General features: G+C 42.2%; 8 protein-coding genes and 2 riboswitches. Of the genes, 1 reads left to right on the top strand and 7 read right to left on the bottom strand.

Annotation, left to right across the window (positions count from 1 at the left end; genetic code table 11):
* Positions 1-744 precede the first annotated feature (744 nt).
* The 5 genes from JMG82_RS04820 to JMG82_RS04840 form a co-directional block, all read right to left on the bottom strand.
* Positions 745-2,232: a hypothetical protein gene (locus tag JMG82_RS04820; RefSeq protein WP_201353793.1), complete on the bottom strand. Its 1,488-nt coding sequence runs from the start codon at positions 2,230-2,232 to the stop codon at positions 745-747.
* A gap of 11 nt (positions 2,233-2,243) precedes the next feature.
* Positions 2,244-3,224 (bottom strand): peptidase associated/transthyretin-like domain-containing protein, encoded by a 981-nt coding sequence (locus JMG82_RS04825; protein WP_201353794.1) that lies wholly within the window; start codon positions 3,222-3,224, stop codon positions 2,244-2,246.
* Between the two features lie 636 nt (positions 3,225-3,860).
* Positions 3,861-5,873, bottom strand: coding sequence for a peptidase associated/transthyretin-like domain-containing protein (locus JMG82_RS04830; RefSeq protein WP_201353795.1), 2,013 nt, complete (start codon positions 5,871-5,873; stop codon positions 3,861-3,863).
* Positions 5,874-6,054: 181 nt separating this feature from the next.
* Positions 6,055-6,137, bottom strand: a riboswitch (cyclic di-GMP riboswitch).
* A 65-nt stretch (positions 6,138-6,202) separates the two neighbouring features.
* A riboswitch (cyclic di-GMP riboswitch) is annotated at positions 6,203-6,287 on the bottom strand.
* Between the two features lie 132 nt (positions 6,288-6,419).
* Complete coding sequence (gene tviB, locus JMG82_RS04835) at positions 6,420-7,685, bottom strand: Vi polysaccharide biosynthesis UDP-N-acetylglucosamine C-6 dehydrogenase TviB (protein WP_201353796.1); 1,266 nt, start codon at positions 7,683-7,685, stop codon at positions 6,420-6,422.
* Positions 7,675-8,733 (bottom strand): NAD-dependent epimerase, encoded by a 1,059-nt coding sequence (locus tag JMG82_RS04840; RefSeq protein WP_201353797.1) that lies wholly within the window; start codon positions 8,731-8,733, stop codon positions 7,675-7,677. The genes tviB and JMG82_RS04840 overlap by 11 nt, the downstream gene beginning before the upstream one ends.
* 252 nt (positions 8,734-8,985) lie before the next feature.
* On the opposite strand from JMG82_RS04840, the gene JMG82_RS04845 reads away from it, so the two are divergent.
* Positions 8,986-9,753 carry a tyrosine-protein phosphatase gene (locus JMG82_RS04845; protein ID WP_201353798.1) on the top strand — a complete coding sequence of 256 codons (768 nt, stop codon included), beginning with the start codon at positions 8,986-8,988 and terminating at the stop codon, positions 9,751-9,753.
* 109 nt (positions 9,754-9,862) lie between these two features.
* Here the strand turns inward: JMG82_RS04845 and JMG82_RS04850 are convergent, their stop codons facing one another.
* Both JMG82_RS04850 and JMG82_RS04855 read right to left on the bottom strand, forming a co-directional pair.
* A complete protein-coding gene (locus tag JMG82_RS04850; protein WP_201353799.1) occupies positions 9,863-12,187 on the bottom strand; it encodes a GumC family protein in 2,325 nt (774 codons plus the stop codon).
* A 1-nt stretch (position 12,188) separates the two neighbouring features.
* Complete coding sequence (locus JMG82_RS04855) at positions 12,189-13,004, bottom strand: polysaccharide biosynthesis/export family protein (protein WP_201353800.1); 816 nt, start codon at positions 13,002-13,004, stop codon at positions 12,189-12,191.
* Between the last annotated feature and the right edge of the window lie 162 nt (positions 13,005-13,166).

A 13,166-nucleotide genomic window follows, 5' to 3' on the forward strand; every position in this document is an offset into this window, starting at 1 on the left:
ATGGCTTCCCCCTACCTCAATGGAAGTTATTTTTTTATCAAAAGAATTATGTGAAAATTCCATATTGTAATCCAGTATCTACTCTTTGCTCATCGGTCATATCCTTGAAAGGGAATTGAAAATAAAAGCATCAATTGTTCCTTTCTCAAGCTTCCATCAAACTATTCGATGCAAGCGTTGTGCGATGATTTCCCGTGACGCTTGAATTTTAGATAAGTTTTTTGTTATTTAGACCATTCCAACAACTTACAAAAGATAAATTCATGGCTATTATAGACACGGATGGCATGACCTGCGGTCAAATGGTTCTCTCCATTATTTAGGACCCTTCTATGGACTATGAGGCCAAAATCATTGTAATTTTGACATTAGATTTTAATCTTTTTCTAGCATCATCCTTTGATGAAAACCAATAGACATTTAGTATTCATCTTAGAACGACCGATTTAATGATTTAATTATAACATTGTCTATAAAGTTTATCGAGACGGAAAAGTCCAATGTAACACCGTGCTCATATACTCAACAGTAAGGATTTCTGGAAATGAACTCTCCACCATTTTCAACTTAGTTCGTTTCGGAAAACCCCGCTTGTTTTAGATCGCCCATTCAACCAGAACGTGAAAATAAGGTAATGGCAGGCTCAAATGGTGGAGACTGTTACCTAATTTCTTTGTACAAAAAATGTTGACAGATTATTACACTGGTTTGTTTCTTAAAGGACAAACCAGTGCGAAGATATAATTAGTGAGCAGAGACTTCCAGAGAAAGCTGATGAAGCTGATGTTCAATGTTTGTATATTGACTATTATATTTCTCATGAGGATTTGTTACTTCTTTAAATGGTTTGTATATTTTTTTATAATTTAAAGAAGTAGGTGCTGAAGTGGGTATTCTTCCTGTTCTGTTTTTTACCTCATTTATGATACGGGTATCTATATAATCTCTTTTTCCTGATCGTGCACCAGCATTTGTAAGAACTTTATTATAAGTAAGTGTTGATTCATATGGTTTATAATTTGGTACAAGTAAAGGTTCTTCAGTTTTATAAGGTATTTTAACAGGATTTTCTACATTATAACCTGCAACATGGTGGCCAAATGCAATATTATCTTTCATATAAATTTCTGCGTGATTATTAGCCATGGAGTTTCCAATACGTACAAGTGGATGTTTTATAGCTGTTCCAGTATCGGGACCAGCAACTGCAACATTACCTCGGAAATCCAACCGTGCGGGACGATTTCCATAATAATCATAATCTCCAGATAATTGCGCTGCTCTATAATTGAAATTATACATCACATTATTCCATGATGCACATGACGTGCCTACTTTGATATATGGACTTCTGTGCCCATAATGTGCATAAAGATTGTCACGCAAAAGAATATTGTTTCCATTTATAAGTGTTCCAGTTGAATGGTAGAGTAAATGTTCTGACATTAAACAATTTGAAACTGTAACATTTGAAACTGTATTACCTCCTTTTTCTCCATTCGAAGGATATGTTGACCAAATTGCTACGGCTTCTCTTGACGACCAAGAAAAAGTACAATGATCTATTACTACATTATAAATTGGGCCATAGTATGCAATCAATGATATATTTGTGTAGGTCCCATTTCTAGAGCCATCTTTTGGCATTCCAGTTCCAGCACCACGTATTGTAATATGCTGAATCAAAATATCATGTGCACCACTAATTCTGAATTCTCCTCGTCCAAATAAAACTACAGGACCAGGAGCTGTTTGGCCCGCAATTGTCAAAAAAGAATTTTCTTTTTTGAGGTTATAATTTATGCCATCTTTTAAAGGAATAATACCTGAAATATCAAACACTATTATTCTTGGAAATTTTCTTGTCACTGCCCACGCAAAAGAACCATGAGTGTTATCTGTATTTGTTACATCACCAGAAAGGGTATTTACATGCAATATTTTGGGCAGATCTGAAGTTTTGCCAGTTTTCGCATATAGTCCATATGCGGCCCTTGTTTGAGTTCCGTATCCATAAAGTCCCGGAATAATGCTATATTTGGATAGATCATAGTTCACTTCTGTAGCGTTTTCCGAAGCATCACCTTTTTGTATATCTTGAATCTCATCTCCAGCACCCTCATGTTCTGTGACAGGAATCAATGTTCCATGGTTTGTTCCACCTTCTGGTGTGATTACAAATGCCATTGCCATTATCGCTGGCAAAAACAAAAGAAAAATTATTTTTTTCATGCTAAATCCTTTTATCGATTGTCTTCGAAAGTTTCACCGGGTTTGATGCCCGGGATCACTTCCTTAAATACCGCCTCGAACTTCTTGACGTAATCGTACGCCCGAATCTTGAAGTCACTGTTGGGTACCACCTCGATCTCGAACCTTCCATCTTCATCCGTGGAAAGATCCGTCATGATCCAGTTCTCACCCCGTGCCTGGATGCGGATGCCACGGGCCGGTGTCCCGTCTTCGTATACGATCCTTCCGGTATATAGGCCTGCCGCCTCTTCAATCGGCATACTCAGGCTCCATGCGCCGGCATGAGAAATCTCTCCTTTGTAGGAACCGTCACTCTGGCGGGTCGCATACCCCTCTTCGATCCACATCCCCTCTTTATAGTCATAATACCACAGGGGAATCGTTTCCGCTTTCGCTTTGGAAACTGCCGGAAAGCGGATGACAGCGCTGTCGGCAATCTTCAACGGATTGCCATCACTGTCTCTTAGATCGATGATCATCATTCCGTAAGAGGTCAGCATCCTCTCTTCTTCGTTACTGTCGATCCCCTTGTAGGCGCCGAGAAACTCGTATCGCCCTTTGCTGGTGAATATATCTTCGTAGGCTATATCGGCCTGAACCTCACCGGTGTACATATTCCCTTCGCTGTCCTCATAAACTCCGGCCGGAATCTCGATGCTCGCATCTTTTGAAGTCACTAGAGTTTTCTCTGTTTTGCTGTCATAGCTTTCATGGTCATCATACCGATCCAGCGGATAGGCAAAATAGTTCGGAGAAACGGTCGTCGTGCCGTTGACATACTGTTTCACCTGGATGATTTTGCTGTTTGTGTAATAACCCTCTGCACTGATCGTAACTACCGCTCTATCACTTTCGGCAATGTTCTCCAGTGTGTAATAACCGTTCTCATCGGTCGTTGTCACACAGCCTCCGATGCTCACTTTCGCATTGGCGACAGGATCTCCCCCGCTGTACTTGAATATCTTCCCCATTACTTTCGCCGATCCGTGCCGACAACCATCCATGGGCTCTGACGTCTGATCGCTTTCTTGAACATCCGAAGACTCTTCCATACTCTTCGACTCTTCTGTCGATGAAACAACCTCTTCTGAGGCTGCCGGGAACGCATCCGCATCTGCAATGTTGTCTTGTTTATCAGATTCTTCTATGACATTATGGGAAGTGATTTCATCCTTAAGCGACCTTTCGGCGTCGTTTTCATTGCTACTTTGATTTGCGATGTTTGCAGAAGACGCGTTCTCTTTGATTTGGCTCGTTTCGTTAAAGCTGCTGCCGCCGCCTCCACCACATGCAGTCAACAGTGTCATGGCTGTAATTGTCACTAAAATATTTCTGAGTGTTCTGATTGTTCTCAAAAAAATCTCCTATATCTATTTGCTCCGACAAATAAATCGTCTTACGCAATTGAAAGTATATATACATAGGGCTAATAGTGGATAAACAATCAGTTAATCAGTATTAATCGAAACATTGCCATTTTTATTTTGGAGCCACAATATCACTCATGGCTCCGGTTTATGTTTGACAATATGTTGTAAAAGAACGTGAAATTCCCGAAATTCCAACAAATTTGTGACAAAATTCTGGGAATATCATTGAGACAAAAATTATCTTTTGTCTTCGAAAGTTTCACCGGGTTTGATGCCCGGGATCACTTCCTTAAATACCGCCTCGAACTTCTTGACGTAATCGTACGCCCGAATCTTGAAGTCACTGTTGGGTACCACCTCGATCTCGAACCTTCCATCTTCATCCGTGGAAAGATCCGTCATGATCCAGTTCTCACCCCGTGCCTGGATGCGGATGCCACGGGCCGGTGTCCCGTCTTCGTATACGATCCTTCCGGTATATAGGCCTGCCGCCTCTTCAATCGGCATACTCAGGCTCCATGCGCCGGCATGAGAAATCTCTCCTTTGTAGGAACCGTCACTCTGGCGGGTCGCATACCCCTCTTCGATCCACATCCCCTCTTTATAGTCATAATACCACAGGGGAATCGTTTCCGCTTTCGCTTTGGAAACTGCCGGAAAGCGGATGACAGCGCTGTCGGCAATCTTCAACGGATTGCCATCACTGTCTCTTAGATCGATGATCATCATTCCGTAAGAGGTCAGCATCCTCTCTTCTTCGTTACTGTCGATCCCCTTGTAGGCGCCGAGAAACTCGTATCGCCCTTTGCTGGTGAATATATCTTCGTAGGCTATATCGGCCTGAACCTCACCGGTGTACATATTCCCTTCGCTGTCCTCATAAACTCCGGCCGGAATCTCGATGCTCGCATCTTTTGAAGTCACTAGAGTTTTCTCTGTTTTGCTGTCATAGCTTTCATGGTCATCATACCGATCCAGCGGATAGGCAAAATAGTTCGGAGAAACGGTCGTCGTGCCGTTGACATACTGTTTCACCTGGATGATTTTGCTGTTTGTGTAATAACCCTCTGCACTGATCGTAACTACCGCTCTATCACTTTCGGCAATGTTCTCCAGTGTGTAATAACCGTTCTCATCGGTCGTTGTCACACAGCCTCCGATGCTCACTTTCGCATTGGCGACAGGATCTCCCCCGCTGTACTTGAATATCTTCCCCATTACTTTCGCCGATCCGTGCCGACAACCATCCATGGGCTCTGACGTCTGATCGCTTTCTTGAACATCCGAAGACTCTTCCATACTCTTCGACTCTTCTGTCGATGAAACAACCTCTTCTGAGGCTGCCGGGAACGCATCCGCATCTGCAATGTTGTCTTGTTTATCAGATTCTTCTATGACATTATGGGAAGTGATTTCATCCTTAAGCGACCTTTCGGCGTCGTTTTCATTTTCGCCACTTATGTTTTTTTCATTTTCGATATTTTTTTCGCTATTTGAAGTTTTGGCAGAACTATCCAGGTTTGAAACCATACCGTCCTCATTGCCATTCTCCAAGCTATCTATATCTTGTGTCGGAATATTATCTTGTGGAAGTACCTTTTCCGTTTCGGTTTTTTGCTGATGACTCGGTTCAGAAATTTCCTCATATTTGGATTGATCATTAACTGTTTCGTCTGATGATAGATCGAGTGAAATGTCAATGGCCGATCTTTCACGCATATGACGGATTGCCGATTCTTCATCCACAAGTACAGATCCAATGACAGCTTCCGCCTCATGATCAAATGATGGAGAAGCGATATCAAGAGGTTGTTCAATACGTTTCACCTTTTCTCGGTCTATTACAAATGTATTGAGATCGCCGTCATCATCCAATGTTTGAAGAAGCTGAGCAACATTCACAGCAGCTTCAGGATCTTCAGGATGCAGAGTCAACGGAGTTATTTTGGAAGCCACTTTTGCTTCACCCAATATAATCTTTCCTACCTTGAACGTAACGGTATCTCCCTGTGGGCACGTAAATTCTCCCATTTCGGCAGTGACACCCATTTTTCCCGATGAACATTCATAATCAATTCCCTCGACAGGTCCGTCGATAAACTGGCCTGTAATAAGAGTCGAAGCTGTATTCAAGGTTGTTGAATCCAGGCTGCTTTCGGCACTGTTTCCGCCACTACCGCCACAGGCTGTAAACAGCGTGGCGACTGCTGCTGAAACAAGCGCGTTTCTCATTATCTTGATTGGTCTCAATGTGTCTCCTTTTACAAGACTAGTCGATAATGAAAGTAATTATTTTTCTCATTTAAAAAACATTACTTTCGACTAAGCGTATGCAAGGAGCAAACCACTAAAGTAGAAGAATTGGAGACAGAAATATGCAAATTCTAAGATTTACATATCGATCAAATAGGAAAACATGATACGGGTGTATCATGGCAACCCAGCCGTCTTTATAAAACATAAAGACCTGTGGCTTTCCGTCCCCATTTCACAATGGGTTTGGCATATCCTACATACATTAAAAAACGTGGAAAAGGTTTCATAAAAGAAGATCTTGACTCTTTCGAGGAATAAAGAATCAAGGCAACCCGGCTGTCTTTGACCTTTTGGTAAAGACCCGTGGCTTTCCGTCCCTGCTTCACAACAGGTTTGGCCTTTTCACATACATCATTATGATACAATTCATATTAAACAAATCTTAAATCAAACGAAAAAAGGTAGCACTACTGTTAATGAACAAAAACAAGAGAAAGTGGGAACCAAGGTTTAGTTGGCCCCATTTTTAGACATAAAACCTTAAAGCCGACCGTCACTCTCTTTGAGTTTGGACTTGATATCATAAACGACTGTTTTTTGACCATTCTTCACTTTGTCGATGTCAAAAGATTCGAACTCATTGTGAGCCACCGCCAGAATAATTGCGTCATATTTCTTGCCATTGAGATCCCTTTGTTCCAGTAGGTCCAGACCATATTCACGTTTTACCTCTTGGGGATCAGCCCACGGATCGTATACATCCACATCGATCTCGTAATCTTTAAGTTCTTGGATTACGTCGATAACTCTTGAATTGCGGATATCAGGACAGTTCTCTTTGAAAGTGATACCAAGAACAAGTGTTTTTGAACCTGCGATCTTATGCTCTTTTTTAATCATCAGTTTGACCACCTGGTTGGCCACATAGATACCCATATTATCATTAAGCCTTCGACCTGCAAGGATAATTTCCGGATTATAGCCAATCTCCTGAGCCTTATAACTCAGGTAATAAGGATCGACGCCGATACAATGGCCGCCGACCAGTCCGGGACGAAATGGCAGAAAGTTCCATTTGGTCCCGGCAGCCTGAAGCACCGCTTCGGTGTCGATACCGAGCCGGTTGAAAATGATCGCCAGTTCGTTGACAAAGGCGATGTTGATATCGCGCTGAGCGTTTTCGATGACTTTGGCAGCTTCCGCAACCTTGATGCTGGGAGCGAGGTGGGTGCCCGCCGTGATGATGCTGGCGTAAAGCGCATTTACCTTTTCTCCGATTTCCGGCGTCGAACCCGATGTAACTTTGAGAATCTTCGTGACGGTGTGCTCCTTGTCGCCCGGATTGATCCGTTCGGGGGAGTAGCCACAATAGAAGTCTTTGTTGAATTTCAGACCCGACTCTCTTTCAAGAATCGGCACGCACTCCTCTTCGGTCGCGCCCGGGTAGACAGTCGATTCGTAAATGACGATATCCCCTTTTTTCAACACCTTTCCGACGCTTTCGCTCGCTTTGAGCAAAGGAGTCAAGTCAGGGTTTTTGTGTTCGTCGATGGGAGTAGGTACTGTCACGATGTAGATATTGCACTCCGCGATATCCTCCAATCGGTTGGTGAATTCCATCCCATTGGCGATCGCTTCCTTTACTTGCTCGTCGCTAAGTTCAAGGGTTCTGTCATGTCCCTTTCGAAGCTCGTCAATACGCCACTGGGCGATATCAAAACCGATCACTTTATATTTGTTGCTGAAGGCGTGGGCAAGGGGGAGGCCCACATAGCCCAGGCCGATGACGGCGATTTTATCGGACATGGTAGAACTCCTTGTACCAAGTTATAAAATTGTTGATTCCCTCTTCAATGGATGTTTCGGGTTTGTAGTGCAGATCTTCGATGAGATCACTCACATCGGCGTAGGTCGCAGGGACATCGCCGGGTTGGATTGGAAGCATGTTCTTCTGCGCTTTCTTTCCCAGGGCTTTCTCGATCGCTTCAATAAAAGCCATCAACTTGACCGGGTTGTTGTTGCCGATATTGTAGATTTTGTAAGGGGCTTTGGAACTGCCGGGATCGGGGTGTTTGCCGCTCCACTCGGGATTGCCTTTGGGCGGGTTGTCAATGACGCGAAGGACTCCTTCGACAATATCGTCCACATAGGTGAAGTCTCTAAGCATCTCGCCGTAGTTAAAGACATCGATCGGTCTGTCTTCAATGATCGCCTTGGTAAAGAGAAAGAGGGCCATGTCGGGACGACCCCAGGGGCCGTAAACGGTAAAGAAGCGAAGCCCCGTGGTGGGAAGTCCATAAAGGTGGCTGTAGGTATGGGCCATCAGTTCGTTGCTTTTCTTGCTGGCGGCATAGAGGCTGATAGGATGGTCAACATTGTCGTGGACGGAAAAGGGCATCGTTTCGTTAAGGCCGTAGACGCTGGAGCTGCTGGCATAGGCGAGATGTTCGATATCGTTGTGGCGGCACGCTTCCAGGAGATTGACAAAGCCGACGATATTGCTATCGACATAGGCATAGGGATTGGTGAGACTGTAGCGCACTCCCGCCTGGGCGGCGAGATTGCATACTTTGTCAAATTTCTCCTCCTTGAAGAGTTGCTGGATGGCATCACGATCTTCGAGATTCAGCTTGATAAAACGGTAATTCTCATATTTTATGCTTTGATAGGGTTTGCCATACTCTATATCGGTACCCTTTTCGATGCCGGTCTCTTCAAGACGTCCATATTTGACACGCTGGTCGTAATAGTCGTTGATGTTATCGAGTCCTACGACTTCGTCCCCCCGTTCGAGCAGTCGTCTGGCCAGGTGAAAACCGATGAAACCTGCGGTTCCGGTTACCAAAATTTTCATTGTATTTCTACTCCTTTATGTCATTCATGAAGTAATCTCATTATCGACAAATTCTGTTAACTATTAAATTTCAGATAATCATTAAAAAGATTAAATAGATTTTACTCTTTTGCTATTTTAATTAGGAGGCTGATAATAACGTGATTTATCTTAATATAATGACAAATATTCCGATATAGCTTTCAACCAATAGTTGTATATTTTCATAAGTAGGTTATACTTTCGAAAAAATTTAAAGACAGTGGGAAAAAAATGACAAGTTTTTTTAGCAAAATTTTCAATAAAAAAACAGAGTCAATAGAATCATCGACACAAAAACAACCTCAGCACCAACTTTATGTGGATATCCATTCCCACTTGCTGCCTGGTATTGATGATGGATCAAAAGCGATGTTTCACTCCATCAAATTTGTAAGTGCCATGCAGAAACTGGGATATAAAAAACTCATCATTACTCCCCATATTATGTCCCACCGATACAAAAACAGTTCAAAAATTATTCTGGAAAAACTGGAAATACTAAAGGATGCTATTGCCGACCACGATATTGATGTCACGCTAGAGGCGGCATCCGAATATTATCTGGATGATCATTTTCTTTCATTGCTGGATAAAGGAGACATTCTCACACTCCACGGGAAATATGTACTTTTTGAAATGTCATATACGCGGCCGCCCGTTGACTTGGAAGGCATAGTGTTCAACATGATTTTAGCAGGATATATTCCAGTCCTTGCCCATCCGGAAAGATACATTCACATGCACAGTGACTTTTCACAATACACTGCTTTGAAAGAGCAAGGAGTGCTTTTTCAGCTCAATCTCAACTCATTGGCAGGATACTACTCCAAAAAAGTTCAGAATGTAGCGAAAAAGCTTGTCAATAAAGGAATGGTGGATTTTCTAGGAAGTGATATTCACAAAATGCAGCAAATTGAAACTTTGGAAACAGTCCTGAAAGGGCCACTGCTTCAGAAAATTTTTGAAAAAAACAAAATTTTGAATAATTCTTTTCTGTAATCTTAAACCATGAGACTGAAAACGAATTTACTGGTTTTCAAATATAAGATTCGAATAGATCAACCGAAATATTTATGAATTCGGCCCACAATAGGGCCGAATGATATTTTCATGAATAATAGTTGTTGTTGTATCCGTAACTGACTCCATAGCCATAGCCATAGGCACCTTTTTTCGAAGATACTTTGAGTGCATTGATAATGATACCTACCTTGATTTCATGCTCTTTGGCAAAATGGTTGATATTCTTCACAAATTCTCTCTTCGAATATTCGGCACGTACCACCACAAGATTGATATCTGACATTCTCATAGCAATCATCGCATCTGTAACAAGACCTATCGGTGGTGAATCGAGTAGTACATAATCGTATTCGCTCAGCAGCTTTTCAATCAATTTTTTGAACGCATCTGACATCAGCAGTTCGGAAGGATCCGGTGGTTTGGGGCCACTCGTAATAACATACAGATTATCTTCATTGGTTTTCTGGATCACTTCTTTGAGCGTATTTTTTCCTGCAAGAAGTGTACTCAAGCCCTCTTTGTTCGGAAGGTTAAACATCTTGTGTACTTTGGATTGACGCATATCCAGATCGACAATGATGACCCTTTTTCCGCTTTTTGCTATGATTTTAGCAAGCTCGGTTGATATGGTCGTTTTACCCTCTTTCGGAATCGTCGAAGTTATCGTTACAAGCTTTGATTTGCCGGTATTCTGGAGAAATTCCAGATTGGTTCGGACAACCCGTAATGCCTCGTGGAAAGTACTGAGGTTTTTTCGACCGCTGAGAAAGGGAATCGCACCATAAAGAGGAAGATGCGTAAGTTTTTCCAACTCTTTGCTGCTTTTAATCGTATCGTCCATTCTGTAACGAATAAGCGCAATGGCCATGCTCAACATAAAGCCAAGAATTCCACCTATCAAAACAATGAGTTGTACTATAGGTTTGAATGGCTTTTTCGGCACATAAGGTTCATCCACAACGCGGGCTCTCGGCAATGTGGAGGAGGCGGCGATAGCCGTTTCCGCTCTTTTCTGCAGAAGATAGGAATAAATTTTTTCGTTAACCATAAAACTTCGCGTCAAACGTGCCAGCTGCCTCTCCTGCTCCGGCAACTGTTTTAGCTTTTGTTCATTTTCATTGATAATTCCAAGCAGTCTTTGTTTCCTGTCCTGAAGGCTCCTTATGGCACTTTTGAGTGCAGCCAGCAAGGAAATTCTAAGGCTGCGCAATTTTTTGGTTACCCTGACCACATCAGGATGAAGTTCCGTATACTCTGTCAAAAGTGAAGAACGCAATTCATTCGCTTCCTGGATTTTCAGGATCAGTGCGTTTATAGTGGGACTCAACTGTTGGGCAAGATCAATATCGATGCCTTTAATATCTTCATGCGTCTTAACAAACTGCAGAATATTCTGAAAAACACCAAGCCTCATGTCGATTTCATAAAGCTGACTCTGAAGTTCACTCAGCTTTTCTGCCGTTAAAGTGGCTTTTTCGCCGACACTGGTCACAACATGTGTCGCTTTGTATTGTTGAAGCCTGCTTGCCGATGCCTGCAAGGTTTTACTAATAGAGGCCAATTGGCTGTCAATAAATTTCAGTTTTTTCTCTTCACTTTCCGTTTTCAGCTTCAGTGTTTCATTGATATACGCATTAATAACCGCATCGAGAATATCTTTTGCGCGCATACCTACCCTGTCTTCGAAGCTGACAGTTACCATTGTGGCTTTGGGGGAAATGGAGTTGACTTTTAGATTGTTTACGATATAGTCTTTCATTTCTTCGTTGGGACGAATCGAAAAGAAATACTTCTCGTTTTTCGGTTGGAATATTTTTTGGACAACTATGGAAAACCAGGGTGTTTCAATCTGTTCTCCGTACTTGTGGACTTTTTCATAGACAATCGGTTCTTCATTTTTTGAGCCCAATTTGAAATAGGACATGACAAAATTGATGATTTTCTCTTTTAAAGAAGGTTTGATAACAAGTTTGAAACTTTCTTCCGAAACAGGATAGAGTTGAAACGTGCTTCTCTTGGCATTTTCTGTCAGCATGTCAGCATTTACAACAAACGGAGAATTTTTGTACAACTCTTTGGTTTTGAAATTTTTAACTGTGTAATAACGTGTTCCGATATTCAAATTTTGAAGCGCATCAAGAATTATCTTTCTTGACTGTATGATTTCTATTTCATTCTCGATACTTGATCCGCTCGCACCTGTTGCGAGGCTCAAAATATCCGGCTGTGATCGTGAACCTTCCGTATTGATTTCAATCAAAGACGATGTCTTGTACATTTTTGGAGCAAAATAGGAATAGATAACTGCCAATACAATCGAAACCAACGTTATAGATACAATCAAGTATCTATAACGTCTAATGATGGTGAAAAACTCTTTCAGATCTGTTTCGCTAGCGCTGTTTTTCATATCAGTGGAATCCATGCAGATTGTATCCGTCTTTGATATATCTGAATTTTACAAATGGATCAAGCATAGCACTCAACAGTTCCCAGAATGGCATCTGTTCTCTAAACGCAACATTGTAGGCTTTCATGTCTCTTGGAGTGACGTAGACAATATCGTTGGGTCGAAGAATCAGACTCGACATGCGAATAGCTGATACGTCGTTGATGTTGATCTTCCTGATTTTCGGATGCCTGAGATCTCCTCGGATGACCAAAATATCTGTACGTTTCGCATCGTCTGTCAAATCACCTGAATAGGCCAACGCTTCAAAGAGGGTCATGGAGCCGTGCGGTACCTGAACGACACCCGGCTTGCGCACTTCACCCAGGACAAAAAGTCTTTGATCGAGAATCTTGACCGAAACGAAAGGGTTCCTCAAATATTTTTTATAGGCTTCCGTCAACCTTTCGGCCGCTTCGTTCTCCGTCAAGCCCGCAACTTTCACTTCATTGATCAAGGGCAGTCGAATCTTGCCGTTTTTCGGCACTTTCAAACCTTCGTATCCGTCACGTGTCAGATAGGTATCCCCCAATCCGCCACGGGATATCACTTCATTCAATTTTCCGCCGGCTCCACCCGATTGGTTGAAGACTGAAATCTGAATTCTATCGCCCGGGACGATTTTATATTCGTAAGACATTTCAGCTTCATATTCGGAATCGGAGACGTTTGTCTCTACATTGTTGACATTTTTATCAAACATTTTGTATTCCTGGGTAGCACACCCGCCAAAAAACATCCCTGCTGCCAACAATAAAGGCAATAGACCTTTTTGCATCATGTCTCCTTCTTGATTGATTATGGGATTAACCGATCCCCACAATGCCCGTTTTTTATAGAAAAATTATACACTACCAACATTTAAAAGTAATTGACTTATTGGATGACAACGGTATAACTTTCTTTATTAAAATCGGTAGATTCGGATTTTGTTTAATAC

This window comes from Hydrogenimonas urashimensis (assembly GCF_016593255.1).
GTDB lineage: Bacteria > Campylobacterota > Campylobacteria > Campylobacterales > Hydrogenimonadaceae > Hydrogenimonas > Hydrogenimonas urashimensis.

Bases quoted from the DNA above. Each gene is read 5' to 3' on its own strand.
- JMG82_RS04825 (WP_201353794.1), bottom strand. From the start codon at position 3,224: ATGGGGAAGATATTCAAGTACAGCGGGGGAGATCCTGTCGCCAATGCG.
- JMG82_RS04850 (WP_201353799.1), bottom strand. From the start codon at position 12,187: ATGAAAAACAGCGCTAGCGAAACAGATCTGAAAGAGTTTTTCACCATC.
- tviB (WP_201353796.1), bottom strand. From the start codon at position 7,685: ATGTCCGATAAAATCGCCGTCATCGGCCTGGGCTATGTGGGCCTCCCC.
- JMG82_RS04855 (WP_201353800.1), bottom strand. From the start codon at position 13,004: ATGCAAAAAGGTCTATTGCCTTTATTGTTGGCAGCAGGGATGTTTTTT.
- JMG82_RS04845 (WP_201353798.1), top strand. From the start codon at position 8,986: ATGACAAGTTTTTTTAGCAAAATTTTCAATAAAAAAACAGAGTCAATA.
- JMG82_RS04820 (WP_201353793.1), bottom strand. From the start codon at position 2,232: ATGAAAAAAATAATTTTTCTTTTGTTTTTGCCAGCGATAATGGCAATG.
- JMG82_RS04840 (WP_201353797.1), bottom strand. From the start codon at position 8,733: ATGAAAATTTTGGTAACCGGAACCGCAGGTTTCATCGGTTTTCACCTG.